Source organism: Streptomyces sp. NPDC006174 (assembly GCF_040614075.1).
Classification (GTDB): Bacteria; Actinomycetota; Actinomycetes; order Streptomycetales; family Streptomycetaceae; genus Streptomyces.
In genome coordinates, this window is sequence record NZ_JBEXTJ010000011.1 from 51500 (window position 1) to 71679 (window position 20180).

General features: G+C 71.3%; 19 protein-coding genes and 1 pseudogene. 3 read left to right on the forward strand and 17 right to left on the reverse strand.

Annotated elements, in window-relative coordinates:
- Position 1: 1 nt before the first annotated feature.
- From argF to ABZ267_RS24375, 10 genes are all read right to left on the reverse strand, one after another.
- Positions 2–1006 carry an ornithine carbamoyltransferase gene (gene argF / locus ABZ267_RS24330; protein ID WP_356748981.1) on the reverse strand — a complete coding sequence of 335 codons (1005 nt, stop codon included), beginning with the start codon at positions 1004–1006 and terminating at the stop codon, positions 2–4.
- Between the two features lie 178 nt (positions 1007–1184).
- On the reverse strand, positions 1185–2417 hold the full coding sequence (locus ABZ267_RS24335) for an arginine deiminase (RefSeq protein WP_028418034.1): 1233 nt from the start codon (positions 2415–2417) through the stop codon (positions 1185–1187).
- Between the two features lie 63 nt (positions 2418–2480).
- Complete coding sequence (locus ABZ267_RS24340) at positions 2481–5063, reverse strand: polynucleotide kinase-phosphatase (RefSeq protein WP_356748984.1); 2583 nt, start codon at positions 5061–5063, stop codon at positions 2481–2483.
- The gene (locus ABZ267_RS24345) at positions 5060–6550 is read right to left on the reverse strand and encodes a 3' terminal RNA ribose 2'-O-methyltransferase Hen1 (RefSeq protein WP_356748986.1); all 1491 of its coding nucleotides are present in this window, start codon (positions 6548–6550) and stop codon (positions 5060–5062) included. Before ABZ267_RS24345 ends, ABZ267_RS24340 begins: the two co-directional genes overlap by 4 nt.
- Positions 6551–6622: 72 nt before the next feature.
- Entirely contained in the window at positions 6623–7540 is a 918-nt protein-coding gene (gene mmuM / locus ABZ267_RS24350) for a homocysteine S-methyltransferase (protein WP_356748988.1), read from the reverse strand.
- A 40-nt stretch (positions 7541–7580) separates the two neighbouring features.
- A complete protein-coding gene (locus ABZ267_RS24355; protein WP_356748990.1) occupies positions 7581–8504 on the reverse strand; it encodes an LLM class F420-dependent oxidoreductase in 924 nt (307 codons plus the stop codon).
- 34 nt (positions 8505–8538) lie between these two features.
- Positions 8539–9039: a DUF6099 family protein gene (locus ABZ267_RS24360; RefSeq protein WP_356748991.1), complete on the reverse strand. Its 501-nt coding sequence runs from the start codon at positions 9037–9039 to the stop codon at positions 8539–8541.
- 123 nt (positions 9040–9162) lie between these two features.
- A complete protein-coding gene (locus ABZ267_RS24365; RefSeq protein WP_356748993.1) occupies positions 9163–9522 on the reverse strand; it encodes a nucleotide pyrophosphohydrolase in 360 nt (119 codons plus the stop codon).
- A 108-nt stretch (positions 9523–9630) separates the two neighbouring features.
- Positions 9631–10026, reverse strand: coding sequence for a cell division protein SepF (locus ABZ267_RS24370; protein WP_356748994.1), 396 nt, complete (start codon positions 10024–10026; stop codon positions 9631–9633).
- 155 nt (positions 10027–10181) lie between these two features.
- Complete coding sequence (locus ABZ267_RS24375) at positions 10182–10979, reverse strand: DeoR/GlpR family DNA-binding transcription regulator (RefSeq protein WP_326703025.1); 798 nt, start codon at positions 10977–10979, stop codon at positions 10182–10184.
- Between the two features lie 296 nt (positions 10980–11275).
- On the opposite strand from ABZ267_RS24375, the gene ABZ267_RS24380 reads away from it, so the two are divergent.
- Positions 11276–11932 carry a DedA family protein gene (locus tag ABZ267_RS24380; protein WP_356748997.1) on the forward strand — a complete coding sequence of 219 codons (657 nt, stop codon included), beginning with the start codon at positions 11276–11278 and terminating at the stop codon, positions 11930–11932.
- Between the two features lie 152 nt (positions 11933–12084).
- Here the strand turns inward: ABZ267_RS24380 and ABZ267_RS24385 are convergent, their stop codons facing one another.
- The 4 genes from ABZ267_RS24385 to ABZ267_RS24400 all read right to left on the reverse strand — a co-directional run bounded on the left by ABZ267_RS24385 (position 12085) and on the right by ABZ267_RS24400 (position 15864).
- Positions 12085–12591 carry a hypothetical protein gene (locus ABZ267_RS24385; RefSeq protein WP_356748999.1) on the reverse strand — a complete coding sequence of 169 codons (507 nt, stop codon included), beginning with the start codon at positions 12589–12591 and terminating at the stop codon, positions 12085–12087.
- A gap of 83 nt (positions 12592–12674) precedes the next feature.
- Positions 12675–13742: an iron chelate uptake ABC transporter family permease subunit gene (locus ABZ267_RS24390; protein ID WP_356749001.1), complete on the reverse strand. Its 1068-nt coding sequence runs from the start codon at positions 13740–13742 to the stop codon at positions 12675–12677.
- The gene (locus tag ABZ267_RS24395) at positions 13739–14776 is read right to left on the reverse strand and encodes an iron chelate uptake ABC transporter family permease subunit (protein ID WP_356749002.1); all 1038 of its coding nucleotides are present in this window, start codon (positions 14774–14776) and stop codon (positions 13739–13741) included. The genes ABZ267_RS24390 and ABZ267_RS24395 overlap by 4 nt, the downstream gene beginning before the upstream one ends.
- Before the next feature lie 50 nt (positions 14777–14826).
- Complete coding sequence (locus ABZ267_RS24400) at positions 14827–15864, reverse strand: iron-siderophore ABC transporter substrate-binding protein (RefSeq protein WP_356749004.1); 1038 nt, start codon at positions 15862–15864, stop codon at positions 14827–14829.
- A 164-nt stretch (positions 15865–16028) separates the two neighbouring features.
- Between ABZ267_RS24400 and ABZ267_RS24405 the strand changes: the two genes are divergently transcribed.
- Positions 16029–16460, forward strand: coding sequence for a MarR family transcriptional regulator (locus ABZ267_RS24405; RefSeq protein ID WP_356749006.1), 432 nt, complete (start codon positions 16029–16031; stop codon positions 16458–16460).
- Between the two features lie 296 nt (positions 16461–16756).
- Here ABZ267_RS24405 and ABZ267_RS24410 read toward each other — a convergent pair.
- Positions 16757–17095: pseudogene (locus ABZ267_RS24410) on the reverse strand (molybdopterin cofactor-binding domain-containing protein); the annotation flags it as partial.
- A gap of 150 nt (positions 17096–17245) precedes the next feature.
- Positions 17246–18589 carry a PLP-dependent aminotransferase family protein gene (locus ABZ267_RS24415; RefSeq protein WP_356749008.1) on the reverse strand — a complete coding sequence of 448 codons (1344 nt, stop codon included), beginning with the start codon at positions 18587–18589 and terminating at the stop codon, positions 17246–17248.
- 174 nt (positions 18590–18763) lie between these two features.
- On the opposite strand from ABZ267_RS24415, the gene ABZ267_RS24420 reads away from it, so the two are divergent.
- On the forward strand, positions 18764–19414 hold the full coding sequence (locus ABZ267_RS24420) for a LysE family translocator (RefSeq protein WP_356749010.1): 651 nt from the start codon (positions 18764–18766) through the stop codon (positions 19412–19414).
- A gap of 101 nt (positions 19415–19515) precedes the next feature.
- Here the strand turns inward: ABZ267_RS24420 and ABZ267_RS24425 are convergent, their stop codons facing one another.
- A complete protein-coding gene (locus tag ABZ267_RS24425) occupies positions 19516–20127 on the reverse strand; it encodes a type VII secretion system-associated protein (protein ID WP_356749012.1) in 612 nt (203 codons plus the stop codon).
- Between the last annotated feature and the right edge of the window lie 53 nt (positions 20128–20180).

The window sequence follows — 20180 nt, forward strand, 5'->3', positions numbered from 1 at the left end:
GCTACGCGCCGGCCAGCGTCGCCACCAGGATTGCCTTGATCGTGTGCATCCGGTTCTCGGCCTGGTCGAAGACGACCGAGTGGGCCGACTCGAAGACCTCGTCGGTGACTTCCAGCTCGGTGAGGCCGTGGGCGGCGTGGACGTCCCGGCCGACCTGGGTGCCGAGGTCGTGGAAGGCGGGCAGGCAGTGCAGGAACTTCACGTCCGGGTTGCCGGTGGCCAACAGGACGTCCATCGTCACGGCGTACGGCGCGAGCGCGGCGATCCGCTCGTCCCAGACCTCCTTGGGCTCGCCCATCGACACCCACACGTCCGTGGCGACGAAGTCGGCGCCGCGGACACCTTCGGTGACATCGGCGGTGAGCGTGATCTTCGCGCCGCTGATCACGGCGAGCTTCTCGGCCTGGTCCACGACGGACGGGGCCGGCCAGTACATCTCGGGCGCGACGATCCGGATGTCCAGGCCGAGCAGGGCGCCGGTGATCAGGTAGGAGTTGCCCATGTTGAAGCGGGCGTCGCCGAGGTAGGCGAAGGCCAGCTCCGGGACGGGCTTGTCGCTGTGCTCGGTCATGGTCAGCACGTCGGCGAGCATCTGCGTGGGGTGCCAGTCGTCGGTGAGCCCGTTGAAGACCGGGACACCGCCGTACGCGGCCAGCTCCTCGACCACCTGCTGGCTGTCGCCCCGGTACTCGATCCCGTCGAACATCCGGCCGAGCACGCGCGCGGTGTCCTTCACCGACTCCTTGTGGCCCATCTGGGAGCCCGAGGGGTCCAGGTAGGTGGTGAAGGCGCCCTGGTCGGCGGCGGCGACCTCGAACGCGCAGCGCGTACGGGTCGAGGTCTTCTCGAAGATCAGCGCGATGTTCTTGCCGCGCAGCCGCGGGACCTCGGCCCCGGCCTTCTTGGCCGACTTCAGCTCACCGGCCAGCGCGACCAGGCCGAGGATCTCCTCGGAGGTGAAGTCCAGCTCCTTGAGGAAGGGGCGGCCGATGAGGTCGATGGCCATGATGACTGCTCCAGGGTGGGACGGGGATCTTGCCGGGGCCGGCAGGCAGTCCTGGAAGTCTATACGAGTCCCCGCATTCCTATACAGCCCCTTGGTCCGGAAATCGCCGGTCCGAAATTCACCGGTCCCATGAGGTAAAAGTACTGGTTATCCGCAGGATGAGGTGAAAGCGCCGGTTCTACACAGGATCCCGCACCACCGGACAGCTCATGCAGCGCGGCCCGCCCCTCCCCCGGCCCAGCTCGCTGCCCCGGATCTCGATGACCTCGATGCCCTGCTTGCGCAGATAGGTGTTGGTGGTCGCGTTCCGCTCGTACGCCACGACGACGCCCGGCTCGACCGCGAGCACGTTGCAGCCGTCGTCCCACTGCTCGCGCTCCGCCGCGTGCACGTCCTGCGTCGCGGTGAGCACCCGGATCGAGTCGAGGCCGAGGGCGGCGGCGATGGCCCGGTGCATGTGCTCGGGCGGATGGTCGGTCACCTTCAGCTCGCGCGGTCCGCTGCCCGGCTCGATCGTGTACGAGCGGAGCATGCCGAGCCCGGCGTACTGCGTGAACGTGTCGCCGTCGACCATCGTCATCACCGTGTCCAGGTGCATGAACGCGCGGGCCTTCGGCATGTCCAGTGCCACAATCGTCCGCGCGGAACCGGCGTCGAAGAGGCCACGGGCCAGCATCTCCACCGCCTGCGGAGTGGTGCGCTCGCTCATCCCGATTAGGACCGCGCCCTGCCCGATCACCAGCACGTCACCGCCCTCGATCGTGGACGGATAGTCGTCCTGTCCCTCCGACCAGTGGTGGAAGACGCCCGCCTCCGGGCCGGTGAAGAGCGGATGGTGGCGGTAGATCGCCTCGAAGTGGACGGTCTCACGCTGCCGTGCCGGCCAGCGCATCGCGTTGATGGAGACGCCGTCGTAGATCCAGGCGGAGGTGTCCCGGGTGAAGAGGTGGTTGGGCAGCGGGCCGAGCAGGAAGTCGTCCAGGTCCATCACATGGAAGCGGACGGAGGTCGGCTCGCTGTGCCGCTCCAGGAACTCGCGCTTGGTCATCCCGCCGACCAGCGCCTCCGCCAGCTCGGCCGACGGCAGCTCCTCGAAGGCCGCGCGCAGGTGCTCGGTGGCGAGCGGCCCGTACTCCTTCTCGTCGAAGACCCGGTCGAGCACGAGCCGCCGCGCGACCGGGATGTCCAGGGACTCCTGGAGGAGGTCGCCGAAGAGGTGCACCTCCACTCCTCGGTCGCGCAGGACGTCGGCGAACCCGTCGTGCTCCTGCCGGGCCCGGCGGACCCAGAGCACGTCGTCGAAGAGGAGCGCGTCCTTGTTGCGGGGGGTCAGGCGCTTCAGTTCCAGATCGGGACGGTGCAGTATGACGCGGCGCAGCCGCCCGGCTTCGGAGTCGACGTGGAATCCCATGTCTTCATCCTCACCGGGCGGAGCGCCGTTCACCCCGCGAATCGCCCACGGCTTGGCCCGCTCTCAGAGCCGGGGGTCCACCGGCTCCGACTCCAGGGCCAGGACGGCGAAGACCGCCTCATGGACCCGCCAGAGCGGCTCGCCCTCCGCCAGCCGGTCCAGCGCCTCCAGGCCGAGCGCGTACTCCCGCAGCGCGAGCGAGCGCTTGTGGCCGAGGAAGCGGGAGCGCAGGCGCTCCAGATTCTCCGGGCGGGTGTACTCGGGGCCGTAGATGATGCGCAGATACTCCCGGCCACGCACCTTGATGCCGGGCTGGACCAGGCGGCCCTTGGCGTCCCGGACGAGCGCGCCGAGCGGCTTGACGACCATGCCTTCGCCGCCGCCTCCGGTCATCTCCAGCCACCAGTCGGTGCCGGCGCGGACGGACGCCTCGTCGGCGGGGTCCACGACGAGCCGGCGGGTGACCTGGAGCAGCCCGGTCGGGTCGTGCTCGACGAGTCGGTCCAGCCAGGCCAGCTGCTCGTCGTGCGGAACGGCGGCGAGCGAGCGGCCCTGGACGGCGAGGATCTGGAACGGGGCCAGCCGCACGCCGTCCAGCCCTTCCGTGGTCCAGCAGTAGCGCCGGTACGCCTCGGTGAACGCGGCCGCGTCCGTCGCCCGGCCCTGCTGCCGTACGGAGAGGTCGCCGACGTCGACACCACGGGCGGCGGCGCTCTCCAGCGCGGCGAGCGCGGACGGGAAGACCGCACCGGAGGCCGCGCCGACCGCCGCGTACTGCGAGCGCAGCAGTCCGCCGGCCTTGAGCGACCACGGCATCAGCTCGGCGTCGAGCAGCACCCAGTCGGTGTCCCACTCCTCCCAGAGCCCGGCCGCGGTGACGGCCGTGCGGAGCCGGCCGAGGATCACCTCGGTCAGGGCCCGGTCGTCGAGGAACGGGCGGCCGGTGCGGGTGTGGAGCGCGCCGGTCGGGCCGTCCGTGCCGAAGCGCGCGGTGGCGGCGGCCGCGTCCTTGCAGACCAGAGCGACGGCCCGGGAGCCCATGTGCTTCTCCTCGCACACGACCCGCTCCACGCCGTCCTCGCGGTACTGCGCGAACGCCTCGGCCGGGTGCTCCAGGAAGCCGTCCTGGCGGGAGGTGGCGGTGGGCGCCATGGTGGGCGGGAGGTAGGCGAGGAGCTGCGGGTCGACGGCGAACCGGCTCATCACTTCGAGCGCGGCGGCCGCGTTCTCCTCGCGCACGGCGATCCGGCCCATGTGCCGGGTCTCCACGGTCCGCCGGCCCTGCACATCGGCCAGGTCCAGCGGCCTGCCTTCCCGGCCTCCGGGCGCCTCGGTGGTCAGCGGCCTGGTGGGCTCGTACCAGACCTTCTCCGCCGGTACGTCGACGAGTTCGCGCTCCGGCCAGCGCAGCGCGGTCATCTTCCCGCCGAAGACCACGCCGGTGTCCAGGCAGATGGTGTTGTTGATCCAGGAGGTGGTGGGCACCGGGGTGTGGCCGTAGACCACGGCGGCGCGGCCCCGGTAGTCCTCGGCCCACGGATAGCGCACGGGCAGGCCGAACTCGTCGGTCTCGCCGGTGGTGTCCCCGTACAGCGCGTGCGAACGGACCCGGCCCGAGTTGCGGCCGTGGTACTTCTCCGGCAGTCCGGCGTGGCAGACCACCAGGCTGCCGCCGTCCAGCACGTAGTGGCTGACCAGGCCGTCGATGAACTCCCGTACCTGCTGCCGGAACTCGGGGTGCCCGGCGTCCTCGCGCTCCAGCTGCTCGACGGTCTCGGCGAGGCCGTGGGTCTGCTGGACCTTGCGGCCGGCGAGATAGCGGCCGAGCTTGTTCTCGTGGTTGCCCGGCACGCAGAGCGCGTTGCCCGACGCCACCATGGACATGACGCGGCGCAGCACACCGGGGCTGTCCGGGCCCCGGTCGACGAGGTCGCCGACGAAGACGGCCGTACGCCCTTCGGGGTGGGCGCCGTCCACGTAACCGAGCTTGCCGAGCAGGGTGTCCAGCTCGGAGCGGCAGCCGTGGACGTCTCCGATGATGTCGAACGGGCCGGTGACGTGGCGCAGGTCGTTGTAGCGGCGCTCCAGGACGACTTCGGCGGTCTCGGCCTCCTCCTCGGTGCGCAGGATGTGCACCTTGCGGAAGCCCTCGCGCTCCAGGCCGCGCAGCGAGCGGCGCAGCTCACGGCGGTGGCGCTGGACGACATGGCGGGGCATGTCGGCGCGGTCGGGACGGGCCGCGTTGCGCCGGAGGCAGACCTCTTCGGGGAGGTCGAGGACGATGGCGATGGGCAGGACGTCGTACTTCCTGGCCAGCTGGACGAGCTGCTTGCGGCTCTCGGACTGGACGCTGGTGGCGTCGACGACGGTGAGCCGTCCGGCCTCCAGGCGCTTGCCGGCGATGTAGTGCAGCACGTCGAAGGCGTCGCGGCTGGCGCTCTGGTCGTTCTCGTCGTCGGCGACCAGGCCGCGGCAGAAGTCCGAGGAGACGATCTCGGTGGGCTTGAAGTGCTTGCGGGCGAAGGTGGACTTGCCGGATCCGCTGGCGCCGATGAGGACGACGAGGGAGAGGTCGGTCACGGGCAGGGTGCGGGAGGCGGTGCCGGTGGTGCTGGTGTCGGTGCTCGTGCTGTCGTCGTTCGTCATGCGGCTTTCGCCTCCTTCTTCTCGTTGGTGTGCTTGTCGGTCGTGGCTTCGGTCAGCGTGAAGACAGCGAGCTGAGTGGGCGGGCCGACCTCGGGGTCATCCGGGCCGACCGGCAGGTGCGCGACGGTGTATCCATGGCGCTCGGCCACCTTCTCCGCCCACTGGCGGAACTCGGCCCTGGTCCACTCGAAGCGGTGGTCCCCGTGGCGCACGTGCCCAGCCGGGAGCGTCTCCCAGCGGACGTTGTACTCCACGTTCGGCGTGGTCACGAGCACCGTGCCCGGCCGCGCCGAACCGAAGACCGCGTACTCCAGCGCGGGCAGCCGGTCCAGATCGAGGTGCTCGATGACCTCGCTGAGCACGGCGGCGTCATACCCCTTGAGCTGCTTGTCCGTATAGGTGAGAGAGCCCTGCCGGAGCGTGACCCGGTCCGCCTGCCGCTCTCCCATCCGGTCCAGCTTCAGCCTCCGCGAGGCGATGGTGAGAGCGCGCATCGACACGTCGACGCCGACGATCTCGGTGAACCGCACGTCCTTGAGGAGCGCCTGCACCAACTGGCCCTGGCCGCAGCCCAGGTCGAGCACCCGGTGCACACCGGCTCCGCGCAGCGCTTCGAGGATCGCGGTGCGCCGGTGCTCGGCGAGCGGGACCGGCTTCTCCTCGGTGTCGGTGCTCTCGTCCACCGCGTTGTCGACGCTCTCCACCTCCAGGTCGTCCGACTCCGCGAGCCGGACCAGCTCCAGGGCCTGATCGGCCTGGCGGGTCAGGCCCCAGCGGTGGGAGAGGTAGCGGCGGGTGATGAGGGAGCGCTCGGGGTGGTCGGCCAGCCAGCCCTCACCGGCCCGCAGCAGCTTGTCCACCTCGTCGGGCGCGACCCAGTAGTGCTTGGCGTCGTCGAGCACCGGCAGCAGGACGTAGAGCTGACGCAGCGCGTCGGCCAGCCGCAACTCCCCTTCCACCACCAGCCGTACGTAACGCGAGGCACCCCACGCCGGGAACCGCTCGTCCAGCGCCACCTCCGCCACCTCGATCCGCTCCCAGCCGAGCGGCGCGAACAGCTTGCGCACCAGCTCCGCACCGCCCCGGGCCGGCAGCGCGGGCACCTCGATCCGCAGCGGCAGCGGCGCCTCGGCCCGCTCGGGCAGGGCGCGGCAGACACCGGCCAGCGCGGACTTGAAGACGGCGGCGAGAGCGACGGAGAGGAGTGAGGAAGCCGCGTAGGGACGGTCGTTGACGTACTGCGCGAGCGCCGCGTCGGGCGCACCGCCCCGGCCCTTGCCCTTGCCGCGCCGCACCAGCGCCACCGGATCCACCTCCAGCAGGAGTGCGGCCGTGCAGCGCTCGGCGGACGCCTCGGGATAGAAGACGTGCGCGGTGCCGTGCGAGGTGGAGAACGCCTGCGCCCGGTCGGGATGCTTGTGCAGCAGGAAGCCGAGGTCCGTGGCGGGGCGTTCAGGGGTGCCGGTCGTACTGATCGTCAGGAACACCTGTCCGAGTATGGTCCTCGCCTCCTGTCCCTCACCAGGCATTTTCGGTGCTCCCGCTGCCGCCTTCCCGGCTCAGCGCTCCAGCAGCGCCGCCAGCTCCTTGATCCGCTCAGGCCCGACCCGGCAGCAACCGCCGACCAGCCGCGCCCCGGCCTCCGTCCAGCCCCGCACCCGCTCCGGGTCGAACGTGGACCGTCCGGTCCACCTCCTGCCTTCCGCGTCCCAGCCCTCTCCGCTGTTCGGGTAGACCACGGCCGGCTTGCCCGTGACCTCCGCCGCCAGCCGCACCGCCTCCTCCGCCTCTGCCGGATCGCAGCAGTTGACCCCGACAGCCACCACCGCCTCCCGCCCGGCGGCCACCGCGAACGCCTCCGCCAACGGCTGCCCGGCCCGCGTCCGGCCGCCTGCCACGCTGTACGAGAGCCAGAGAGGCAGCCCGGTCTCCTCCGCCACCCGCACCACCGCCTCGGCCTCGTCCAGATCCGGCACCGTCTCCACCGCCAGGACGTCGGGCCCCGCCGCGGCGAGCGCCGCCACCCGGGGCCGGTGGAAGCGCTCCAGCTCCGCGACGGTCAGCCCGTACCGCCCGCGGTACTCACTGCCGTCCGCGAGCATCGCCCCGTACGGACCGACCGATGCGGCGACCCAGACCTCCCGCCCGGCATCGGCCCGGCGGGCCGCGCCGGCCGCCTGCCGGGCCAGCTCCACACTGCGGCCGAGCAGCACCTCGGTCCGTTCCGGGCCGATCCCGTGGCGCCCGAACCCTTCGAACGTGGCCTGGTAGCTGGCGGTGATGAGGACCTGCGCTCCGGCACGCAGATACGCCAGGTGGGCGGCCTCGACCTGCTCCGGCGCGTCGGCCAGCAGCCGGGCCGACCAGAGTGCGTCGGAGAGGTCGCACCCCTGCGCCTCCAGCTGGTTGGAGAGGCCGCCGTCCAGCAGGACGGGCCCTTCCGCCAGCGCTTCGGCGAGCGTACGGCCGGAGCTCATGGCATCTCCTCTCCGCCCCTGCCAGGGGCCGGACGCGGCGTCAGTTCAGCTGGGACTGGATCTGCGAGGAGATCAGCTCCAGGTGGTCCAGGTCGTCCAGGTCGAGGACCTGGAGGTAGATCCGGGACGAGCCGATCGCCGCGTACCGGCCGATCTTGTCGACCACCTCGGCGGGCGAACCCGCCAGCCCGTTGGCTTTGAGCTCCTCCACGTCCCGGCCGATGGCCGCCGCCCGCCGGGCCACCTCCGCGTCGTCCTTGCCGGTGCAGACGATCAGCGCGTTGGAGTACACCAGGTCGTCCGGGTCGCGACCGATCGCCTTCGCCGCGGCCTTGACCCGGCCGAACTGCTTCTCGCTGTCCTCCAGCGAGGCGAAGGGGATGTTGAACTCGTCCGCGTACTGCGCGGCGAGGCGCGGGGTGCGGGTCGCGCCGTGGCCGCCGATCAGGACGGGCACCTTGGCCTGGGCCGGCTTCGGCAGCGCGGGCGAGTCGGTGAGCTGGTAATAGGTGCCGTCGTAGCTGAAGGTCTTGCCGACCTCCGTCGCCCACAGGCCGGTGACGATCGCCAGTTGCTCCTCCAGCCGGCCGAACTTCTCCTTCGGGAACGGGATGCCGTATGCCTTGTGCTCCTCCTCGAACCAGCCCGCGCCCAGGCCCAGTTCGACCCGGCCGCCGGACATCTGGTCGACCTGCGCCACCTGGATGGCGAGCACACCGGGAAGCCGGAACGTGCCTGCCGTCATCAGCGTGCCGAGCCGGATCCGCCGGGTCTCGCGGGCGAGGCCGGCCAGCGTGATCCAGGCGTCGGTCGGGCCGGGCAGGCCGTCGCCCGAGCCCATGCGGAGGTAGTGGTCGGAGCGGTAGAAGGCGTCGAAGCCGAGGTCCTCGGTAGCCTTGGCGACGGTGAGCAGGGTGTCGTAGTCGGCCCCTTGCTGGGGCTCGGTGAAGATTCGAAGATCCATGCACCCATCCTGCCCCTTCGGCAGCTCCTCTTCCTCAGGGCCCCGCCGCCGAGGGAGCGGGGCCGCGTATCCCGCCGTAGGGGCCATCACGCTCCCGCTCCCGCTCGGCCAGCCGTCTCAGCAGCCCGTGCACGCGGTCCAGCGACTCATCGGCGGCGTCCATGGCCTCGATGCACTGCCAGTAGAGCCCGTCCTCGCCCGTGTCGCAGGCCACCGAGACCAGCGCGATCCCGGCCTCGCCGAGAAGCAGCGCCAGACCCGTCAAGGCCGTCCGCACATCGGCGATCCCGGTGAGCTGAGCCGCGCGTGCGCCCCGTCCGAGGGCCGCCGGGTGGTCCGGCGCCGCGCAGCCGCCGTCGATCTCACCGAGGGCCCGCGCCTCGCCCCGTAACTCCAACGGGCCGAACAGGGCCAGCCTGTTGCCGACCGTCCGCGCGAGGGCCTGCGCCTGCCAGGCCTCCGCCATCACCTCCAGCGCGCCCCGGCTCTCCGCCAAGGCCCGCCGGCCGGTCTCGATGAGTCGCTCCGCTTCCATGCGTTTCCCCCGTCATCACGAAAACCGCTCACCTCATTCATTACCCACAGTGAGGTAAATGGCACCGTAAGGCCAGAGGAAATCGGAAATCTGTGGACACAAAATCGATTGTGGATAACTCGATCACTCCGAAGAGTGACGATCCTGGTGTTCCGGAGGGCTCGGGACGGGGAAGCGCCGCTCGTTCCGGTCCATCTTGGCCGCCAGCGCCTCCAGCGGATCGATGCCGAGCACCTCGCAGAACTGGAGGAGATAGGCGAGGACATCGGCCACCTCGTCCCTCACGCGGTGCGCCGCTTCGGGCTCGTCCATGATCCGGGCGGACTGTTCGGGCGTCAGCCACTGGAAGATCTCGACCAGTTCGGAGGCCTCGACGCTGAGCGCGGCCACCAGGTTCTTCGGGGTGTGGTATTGCTCCCAGTCCCGAGCCGCCGCGAACGCGGCCAGCCGCCGCTGGAGTTCTGCCACATCGAGTTCAGTCACGGCCCCAGGTCTACCACCGCCGCGCAGGACGCCGCCGCCCCGGACGCCCCACGAGAGGCGTCCGGCGGCGAGCCCGACGGGACGAGGAGGAGCGGACGGAGAGGAGGACTACGACTGCGCGAGCCCCGCCGGAGTGACCCCTTCGACCTCCATGCCCTCCGGAGCCAGCAGGAAGACGTTCCGGTCGACGCGGTGCATCCCGCTGCCGAGCCCGAAGACCACGCCACTGCTGAAGTCGAGAATCCGCTTGGCCACATCCGTCTCCGCGGCCGTCAGGTCGAGCAGCACCGGCACCTGGGCGACCAGGTACTCCGCGACCTCGCGCGCGTCCGCGAAGACCTGCACCCGCAGCACGACCAGGCGGCGCTGCTCGGCCACCCGCTCGTCCGGAACCGTGCGGTGGTCGATGCGGGACGGCCACTCGTCGCGGCCGCGCAGCGGTACGACCTGGGCGAGCCCCTCCCACTGTTCGTCGGTGGCGTCATATCTGTCGTACCTGCTCACACGGCCACCCCGTCGTCAAGCCGGTCGCATGCGCGCCGGCTGCACTCACTGTTCATCGGCCAATCCTCTCGTCCCTCACCCGTTCGGCGTACCAACGACACGGCGAAGGGCCGGATCGAGTCACTCACACCGAGCTGTCACACCGCACCGGGCCCTCACACCGTGATGACCTGGACGCCCGCCTCACCGAACCGGTCCTTCGCCTCCGCCGTGATGTGCGCGTCGGTGACCAGCACGTCGACCAGGCCGAGATCGCAGACCCGGGCGAAGGCCCGCCTGCCGATCTTCGAGGAGTCGGCGGCGACCACCACCCGCTGCGCCCGCTCCGCGAGGAGCCGGTTGACGCTGGCCTCGCCCTCGTGGTGGACGTAGGCACCGCGCTCCAGGTCGATGGCGTTGACTCCGAGGACGGCGACGTCGAGCGTGATCTCGTTCATCACGCCGACGGCGAGCGGACCGGTCAGTTCGTACGACTGCGGCCGGGCCACACCGCCGGTGACGACCATCTTGATCTGCGGCCGGATCGCCAGCTCGCTCGCGATGTTGAGCGCGTTGGTCACGACGGTGAGCGTCGGCTGTCCGCCCGCCACCGTGGTCTCGCCGACGATGTCGGGCCGGACCGCCAGCGCGCGGGCCACCTCGGTCACCGTCGTACCGCCGGTCAGGCCGACCACCTCGCCGACGGCGACCAGGCCGGAGACCGCGCGGCCGATGGCCTGCTTCTCCGGAGCGTGGCGGCCGGTCTTGTAGCGGAGCGCCAACTCGTACGAGACGCCGTGCGCGACCGCTCCGCCCCGGGTGCGGGTGAGCAGGTGCTGTTCGGCGAGCTGGTCCAGGTCGCGGCGGATGGTCGCGGCCGATACGGCGAGCGCGGCCGCCGCCTCCTCGACCTCCACCCTGCCGTGCTTGCCGACCAGTTCCAGCAGCGCGTCCCACCGGGCGTCCCTGGCCACGTGCGTCTCCTCACCGTCCGGTGCCGGGCTCCGCGCTTCCCGGGAACGCGGTCGCGGTGGCCGGACCGCCGCAAGCGTCGCACAGCCGCCCGGCGACCGGCCCCGCACCCCGGTACACCCCGCGTACGACCCCGTACAGCGCCGGCGATCGCCCGTGCGGCGGCACGCGGCCCCGCCCGGACGCTCCTCGTCACCTGACCCGGCCGACTGTGCGGACCAGGCCTGAGAGAGGATGGGCGGCGGGAGGCGGTCATCTCCCCTCCACTCACCCGACACCCCCACGCCGGAGAGCCTTCATGCACCTCGCACTGTCAGTCGCTGCCGAGGAGCCGCAGGGCGGGATCGCGGGCTGGGCCACCGGGCTGGTCGAAACGCTCGGCGGGCCGGGTGCCGGTCTCGCCATCGCTCTGGAGAACCTGTTCCCGCCGCTGCCGAGCGAGGTCATCCTGCCGCTGACCGGGTTCGCGGCGGCGCAGGGCGTGCTCAGCCTGGCCTCCGCGCTGTTCTGGACGACGCTCGGCTCGGTCGTCGGCGCGGTGGCGCTGTACGGGCTCGGAGCCGTGTTCGGGCGGGAGCGGATGCACGCGCTGTGGGCCAAGCTGCCGCTGGTCAAGGCGTCGGACCTGGAGCGTACGGAGGAGTGGTTCGCGCGGCACGGCACCAAGGCGGTCCTGCTGGGCCGGATGGTGCCGGTCTTCCGGAGCCTGATCTCGGTGCCCGCGGGTGTGGAGCGCATGCCGCTGCCGAAGTTCGTCGCGCTGACGACCGTGGGCAGCCTGGTGTGGAACACCGTGCTGGTGCTGGCCGGTTACTGGCTCGGCGACAGCTGGGACGTGGTCGGGACGTACGTCGGGATCCTGTCCAAGGTCGTGCTCGGGCTGGCCGTGCTGGCGCTGGCCTGGTGGGTCGTGAAGCGCGTCCGGGCCCGCAAGGACTCCGCGCGCGGCGAGTGACGGCCGACGCCGATCCGTACGGAATCGCGCACCGGCGCCGCCCGACTACGGACACCCTCGGACGCCACCCGGCCCCGGACACCATCCGGCGCCGCCCGCCCCGGCACACCACCCGGCGCCCCGGGATTGGTGTCCGGTGCGTGGCAGCCCGGTCAGGACTCCTCGAAGTAGGCGTCCAGGACGGTGTCCAGCTCGGCCGGCCACTCCTTGAGCTGCGTCCGGCTCGCCGCCTCGACCTCGGCGTTGAACCAGCGCCGGGTCGACAGGTGCACGGTCACGGTGAACCGGCGGCCGAAGCGGGCCGGGTGCATCTCCACCGCGCCGATCTCGGCCCAGTCGAAGTCGGCCTCCTGGTCGTCCAGCGTGAACCGGACGCCTTCCCGGGCCACCCGGATCGAGCCGCGCCGGTCGCTGATCTCGAAGACCGGACCGTCCTCGGCCGCTTCCGCTTCGCCTTCGGCGTCGGTCTCGGCCTTCGGAACCTCCACGGCTGCCTCGGGCGCGTCGTCGGTCTCCGGTGCCGTCTCCGGTTCGGCCTCCGATTCCGGTTCGGTCTTCCGGGCCGCGACGGGCGTCGGCAGACCGGGGAGAGGGATGAACGCCGGGTCGGTGCCTGCGGCGAACTCGGGCTTCTTGTTCGAATCTATGCTCTGCTCCACGGCGGGCAGTATGGCCGACGAACCTGTACGTGACCAGTCGTCACCGTCTCCGGCGCCTTCTCGGCGCGGCGAGGGCCGCGCTGTCACAGCACACCCCGGCGCCACTCGCGTATCAGCAGATGGCCGAGGTACGCGCCGCCGATGGCCATGGTGTAGATCCCGACCGGCAGGTCCTCGAAGAGCGGCGACTGCTGGGCGCAGAGGTCGGCGACCACCAGCAGCAGGCCGCCGGTGAGGCCGGAGAGCAGCAGGTGAGGGCCCGATCCGCGGGTCAGGCGCCGGGCGATCTGCGGAGCCGTCAAGGCGATGAAGGCGATGGGTCCGGAGACGCTGACGGCGGCCGCCGAGAGCGCGATGGCGAGGACCACGGCGAGCGTCTTGGCCTTCCTCGGCTCGGAGCCGAGTCCCTCGGCGATGTCGTCGCCCATCTCGCCGATGTCGAGCCGCCGGGAGATCAGCGCGGTCAGCGGGGCGACGGCGAGGAGGACCAGCCAGATGGTGGTGGCGTCGGTCCAGGAGCGGGCGGTGAGGCTGCCGTTGACGTAGGCGGTGAGAACGGAGGCCTTGTCGCGTTCCAGCGCGTAGACGACGTACTGCGTGACGGCGGCGCCCATCGCGGCGACTCCGATACCGGCGATGACGAGCCGCGCCGGGTTGCGGAAGCCGGTGCCGGTGGAGACGTACACGAGGGCCATCGCGGCGACCGCGCCGAGGAGCGCGCCGACGGCGACCGGCACGGTGTCGGGGAACATCAGCGCGCAGATCGCGGCGCCCGCGCCGGCGCCGGCGGAGAGGCCGATGACGTCCGGGCTGCCGAGCGGGTTGCGGGTGACGGACTGGAAGAGCGCGCCGGAGAGACCGAGCGCCGCGCCGACGCCGATGGCGACGGTGAGGCGAGGGCCGCGCAGCCGGTTGAAGACGAAGCGGTCCTTGCCTTCCGCGTCTCCGAGGAGGGCCGCGGGCAGGTCGGCGAGGTCGAGGCCGAGGCGTCCCCAGGTGAGCGTGGCCACGGCGGCGGCGAGGAGGAGGACGAGGAGCCCGGCGCCGGCGAGGACGGAGGCGCGGCGCATCGGTAGCGCCACCGTGCGGCCAAGGACGAGGTAGCCGCGCGGGGCCTTGGCGGGCGCGCGAAGAGGTTCGGTGACGGTCACGTCGTGCCCCGCATCCTGCGTACGGCGATGAGCAGCGCGGGTGCGCCGATGAACGCGGTGACGACGCCGACCATGAGTTCGGTCGGCCGCATGACGGTCCGGCCGACCACGTCCGCGAGGAGCAGCAGGCTCGGGCCGAGCAGCGCGGAGAAGAGGATCTGGACCCGGAAGTCGACACCGACCAGGGCCCGTACGACGTGCGGTACGGCGAGGCCGACGAAGGCGATCGGGCCGACGGCGGCGGTCGCGGCGGCGCTGAGCAGCGTGGCCGCGAGCAGCCCGCCGGCCCGGGTGCGCGCCGGGTGCGAGCCGAGGGCCACGGCGGTCGCGTCGCCGAGGGCCAGGGCGTTGAGGCCGGGGCCGAGGGCCAGCGCGAGGAGGAAGCCGACGGCAGCGAACGGCAGGACGGACCAGAACACGTCGAAGTCCCGGCCGCCGAGCGCGCCGACGACCCAGTAGCGGTAGCTGTCGAACACCTGCGGCTTGCTGAGGGTCACCGCCTGGATGAACGCCATGAGTACGGCGGTGAGTACGGCTCCGGCGAGTACCAGGCGCACCACGCTCGTCCCCGTACCGGCGGAGCCGATGACATGGACGAGCACTCCGGCGATCAGCGCTCCCGGCAGCGCCCACCACATGGTGTCGGTGGCTCCGGAGGCACCGAACCAGGCGGTCGCGGCCACGATGCTCGCGGAGGCGCCGGCGTTGATGCCGAGGAGGCCCGGTTCGGCGAGCGGATTGCGCGAGACGCCTTGCATGAGCGTTCCGGCGACCGCGAGGCAGAGTCCGGCGAGGACGCCGAGTGCGGTGCGCGGATAGCGGCTCTCGATGATGGCGGTGACGTTGGCGTCGGCGGTTTTGCCGAGGACGCCGAGGACATCGCCGAACGAGGTGGAGCGGCTGCCGAACATGACGCTCGCGCAGAGCGCGACCGCCAGCGCCGCGACCGCCGCGAGCAGGAGGAACGCCGTCCGAGCGGCGCCGGTACGCGAGGTACCGGCGCCGCTCGGCGGTGCGACCGTGGTGGTTGCCATGGGAGTGAAGTGTGCCTGGTGGCTTCGGCGGTTCGGATACCCGGCCGGGGTTACTTGCCGGCCTTCTTGACGGCCTCGTCGATGATCGGCAGGTAGCGCTCGATCGTCCACGGCACGGTCAGCGGGTTGATGATCGAGGAGGCGGTGACGAAGGAGTTGTCGTTGCTCGCGACGACGGCGCCCTTCTTGATCGCGGGGATCGCGCCGTACAGCTTCTGGCCCTCGATCTCCTTGCGGTTCTTCGCGTCCGTGTAGAACGTGAAGACCAGGTCGCTGTCCTTCAGCTTCTCGGCGTTCTCCAGGCCGATGAGGGCCGAGTCGGTGCCGGGCGTCTCCTTGAAGCCGTTGACCACGGGATCGACCTTCAGGCCGAGCGAGGAGACCATCGCGACGCGCTGCTCCTCCGGCTTGAAGACGCCGAGTGTGCCGGGGCCGGAGTTGTAGATGTAGGAGAAGGTGACGTCCTTGTAGTTCGGCCGGGTGGCCGCGGCGTCGGCGAGCTGCTTCTCGATCTTCGTCTTGAGGGCGTCGGTGTCCTTCGTCCGGCCGAGCGCCTTGCCGATGATGTCGATCTGCTGGTCCCAGTCGGTGCTCCACGCCTGGTCCGGGTAGGCGACCGTGGGAGCGATGTCCTTGAGGACGTCGTACTGCTTCTGCGTGATGCCCGACCACGGGGCCAGGATGACGTCCGGCTCCAGCTCGGTGATGGCCTCGAAGTCGATCTCCTCGCCGCCCGCGAACTGCTTCGGCGGCTTGTCGCCGGACTTCTTCACGGCCTCGTTGATCCACGGCAGGTAGCCGGACTTGTCGCTGCCCCACGGGTAGCTCTCGATGCCGACCGGGGTCTGGCCGAGGGCTATCGCGGTCTCGGCGGAACCCTGGCCGAGCGTGACGATGCGCTGCGGCTTCTCGTCGATCTTCGCGGTGCCGAGCGAGCTCTTGATCGAGACGGGGAAGGCGCCGCCGCTCTTTCCCGCGTCCTTGCCGCTGTCACCGTCCGAGGAGCAGCCGGCCAGGACGACGGCGAGAGCGACGGCGGTGGCCGAAGCGGCGAGGGTGTGACGACGCACGCGGGTGAAGCCGAGCATGGGTGTTCCTCATGGTTGGACGAGCGAGTAAGAGTTAGGCAAGCCTAAGCTAAACGTACAGGTGGCTTGAACGGCACCCTGCGCCGCCCTTCCGGAAGGGCCGCGGCGGAGCGGAGGCGGCGTCTTCGGTCGACAGGCACTCAACGCATCGACCACAACAGTCTGTGCACTCCAGCCGGGAGCCGGAGGCCGGCGGACGTGACCGGTACTTCGCCAAGCTGACGCAGGAGCGGCCCGACATCGCGCTGTGCCGGGCGACGGCCTTGGTGACCCGCGCGCTCGACGAGGAGTTGGCCGGCCGGCGGCTCACAATGACGCAGCACCTCGTGCTGAAGATGCTGAGCGATGTGGGGCCCTGTTCGCAGCAGGAGCTGAGCGAGCAGTTGCGGATCGACCGCAGCGTGATGGTGGGGTGCATCGACGGACTGGAGGACTCCGGTCTCGTCCGCCGTGAGCGTCATCCTCGGGACCGCCGGGCCTACGCGGTGACGCTGACGCCGGAGGCCGGGCCGGTCCTGGAGGAGCGGAGAGCGGAGTGCCGCACCTGCTGGACCGGGCCTTCGGCGCGCTCACGGCGGCCGAGCGCCGGACCTTGACCCGGCTGATGGGCAAGGTCCTCGACGTGGGGTGAGGCGGGTCGGGAGGCCGGGCCCGGAAGGCAGGAGCGGTAGCCGGCCGGGAGACTTGCGCGGAGGCGGCCAATCCCCTTTCCGTACGGCTCCGAATCACTGGTAGGAGCCCGTCCGGACTCCTCCGGCGAGGCAGGTGGGACCCATGGCCCAGGCACGATCACTCCTCACACCCGACCTTCCGCCCCGCTTCGCGACGCCGGACCTGCCAGGAGCGCGCGTCCCGGCCGACCCGTCGGCGTACCGCCCTCCGGAAGCGGTCGTCATCCCCTTCCGGCCGCGTCCAGCGCCTGCCACACCCGGTCGCGGGTCAGCGGCAGTTCGGTGAACCTGATGCCCGTGGCGTCGCGCAGCGCGTCGGCGAAGGCCGGAGCGACCGGGTTGAACGGGCTCTCGCTCATCGACTTCGCGCCGAGCGGGCCGATCGCGTCCGAGGTCTCCACGAAGTGCACCTCGGTGCGCGGCACATCGGCCTACCGCGGAAGCCGGTAGCGGCGGAACGCGGCCGTGGTCACCTCGCCGCGCTCGTCCAGTTGTACGTTCTCGAAGAGCGTCGCGCCGAGCGCCTGCGCCACCCCGCCCTCCACCTGGCCGCGGCACTGCGTCGGGGTTCATCACCTTGCCGCTGCTCTGCCGCTGAGAAGGCGCCCGGCGCGACGACGGCCTCCACTGCTGAGCGCGCAGCTCGCCGAGGTCAACTCCCGCAGCAGACAACCGTTCTGACAGGTTCGAGGTGGACGGCGTCCCTCGTCTCAGTCCTGGGCGAGGTCGTCCGGGGCGGACCTGGCGAGGTCGGCGAGGGTCGCGAGGGCTCGGGAGAGGGTCTCCTCGGTGGGTGAGGCGAGGCCGAGGCGGATCGCGTGCGAGCCACCGTGGCGGCCGACGGAGAACGCGGCGGCGGGAGTGACCGCGATGCCGTGGCGCGCGGCGGCGGCGACGAAGGTGTCGGCACGCCACGGACGCGGCAGCTCCCACCAGCGGTAGTACGACTCCGGCGCGGAGCGCGTGACGAAGTCGCCGAGGTGGTGCCGCGCGATCTCCTGCCGCTGAACGGCCTGGCGCTGCTTGGCCCGTACGAGAGTTTCCACGGTCCCGTCCACCTGCCACCGGCCCATCGCCGCCAGCGGGAAACCCATGGGCGTCCAGCCGCCCGAACGCAGCGCGGCCGCGACGCCGGACGACACGGCGGCCGGGGCCACCGCGAAGCCGAGGGACAGCCCCGGGGACAGCCGCTTGGACAGACTGTCGACGAGGACCGTCCGCTCCGGCGCCCGTGAGGCGAGAGGCGGCAGATCGTCCCGGAGGAAGGCCCAGACGGCGTCCTCGATCGCATGGATCCCGCACGTCAGCAGCACATCGGCCAACCGGTCCAGCCGGTCCGCGGGCATGGTCAGCGACAACGGATTGTGCAGGACGGGCTGTACGTAGACGGCGTGCAGCGGCCCGGCCCGGTGCGCCTCCTCCACCGCCTCGGGGATCAGCCCGGCCTCGTCCACGGCGAGCGGCACGAGGGTGACACCGAGCCGGGTGGCGATCGCCTTGAGCACCGGGTACGTCAACTCCTCGACGCCCAGCCGCGCGCCCGGCCGGGTCACCGCGGCGACGACCGCCGAGATCGCCTGCCGGCCGCTCCCGGCGAACAGGATCCGCGCCGGATCGGGACGCCAGCCACCTCGTACGAGCAGATCCGCCGCGGCCTCCCGCGCGGCAGGCGTACCAGCCGCACCGACCGGACGCAGGACCGGCTCCAGCCGGCCGGGTCGCAGCAGCTTCTCCAGCCCGGCGGCGAGCAATTCGGCCTGCTCGGGCACCACCGGATGGTTCAGCTCCAGGTCGACCCGGCTGCCGGCGGGTTCGGAGAGCGCGGGCGCGGCGGCCGCCTGCGCTGAGGCGTCGCGCACGAAGGTCCCTCGGCCCACGTGGCCTTCGGTGAGACCTCGGCGCGCGAGCTCCTGATAGACGCGGGTGGCGGTGGAGTTGGCGATGCCGTACTGCCGGGCGAACTCCCTCTGGGTGGGCAGCCGTTCACCTGGCTTGAGCCGGCCTGCTCTGATCTCTTCGCCGACCGCGTCGGCGACGCTCCGGTAGTCCGTCACGGACCGCACCTCCCGTACGCATCTCTCTTCGATGCACTTCGCGGCATCCAAGCACAGCATTGCACCGACTTCAATATCTCCTATTGCACCGAGAAATGGCCTGACTTTACACTCGCCTGGCCACGGTGCAGGGCTGCGCAGGAGGCCCTACGGAACAGAAGGCGGCGCGGAGCGATGGTCGAACCGACCGGCGTACTAGGGGTCGCGATGGTGGCCCTGGGCATGGTGCTCACGCCCGGCCCGAACATGATCTACCTCGTCTCCCGGAGCATCACGCAGGGCCGGCGCGCCGGAGTGGTCTCGCTCGGCGGTGTCGCGGTGGGCTTCCTGGTCTACCTGCTGGCGACGAACCTCGGCCTGTCGGTGGTCTTCGTCGCGGTGCCGGAGCTGTACATCGCGGTGAAGCTGGCCGGCGCGGCGTACCTGGCCTACCTCGCCTGGACGGCCCTGAGGCCCGGAGGCGTCTCCGTCTTCGCTCCGCAGGACATGCCGCACGACTCACCACGCAGGCTGTTCACGATGGGCCTGATGACGAATCTGCTCAACCCGAAGATCGCCATCATGTACCTGTCGCTCATCCCGCAGTTCATCGACCTGGACTCGGGGCATGTGCTGCTCCAGGGGTTCGTGCTCGGCTCGGTCCAGATCGCGGTGGCCCTCACGGTCAACCTGAGCATCGTCCTGGCGGCCGGCTCCATCGCCGTCTTCCTGGCCCGCCGACCGTCCTGGCTCACGGTGCAGCGCTACCTGATGGGAACGGCGCTGGGCCTGCTGGCCGTCTCGGTCGCCTTGGACACGTCGATGCCAGCGGCCGGTTCCAGCTGATCCCGGCGGCGGCCTTCGTGAGGCGGACGGCGTTGGTCCCGGAGGCGAAGGGGCCGAGGCGGGAGGCCGGGTAGGTCGGACGCTCCCATGAATCATCGCGGCTAGGGCGTGGCAGCGGTCGCCTCCGCCGCTTCCGCCAGCACCTCCGCGAGCCCTTCCGTCGTCAGCACCATGCTGACCGGGGCCGAGCTGTTGAGGCAGAGGCTGTGTCCGGCGGGGATGCGGGCGAGCAACTCCTTGAGCGGCAGCGTCACGGACGCCAGTTGCCCGAGGCCGCGGAGGTAGCGCGGGGAGGTGTAGACCGGGACCACCGCCGTGCCGTCGGGTGCCGAAGCGCTCACCGGTTCCCCGTCCGCGGTGACCGGTACCGCGACCTCGGCCTCGGCCAGTGCGGCGGTGACGTCCTCGGCGGGGCCGTATCCGGTGGTGGCGAGCTGTACGGCGCGGTCCACCTCGTCGGCGGGTTCGGGCCACCCCATCGCCTCCGGTGACGGGCGGTAGTCCGGGTTGTCCTCCCACTCGACGATCTCGCCCACGTGGTCCGAGCGCCACTGGCCGATGACGGCCCACTCCGGCGGCGGGCCCTCGCCGCGCCAGGCGGGGTCGGTCAGGTAGAGCCAGTGGTCGGGCGCGAGCCGGGCGGCCTCGACGAACTCCTCCGGCGGTGCGGGGTCCAGGGGGGAGGTGGCGGGCTGGGCGCCGGGCTCACTCATCGTGTCCTCGTTCACTGGGGGTGCGTGGTTGGGGCAGGAATCAGGTTCGGTTA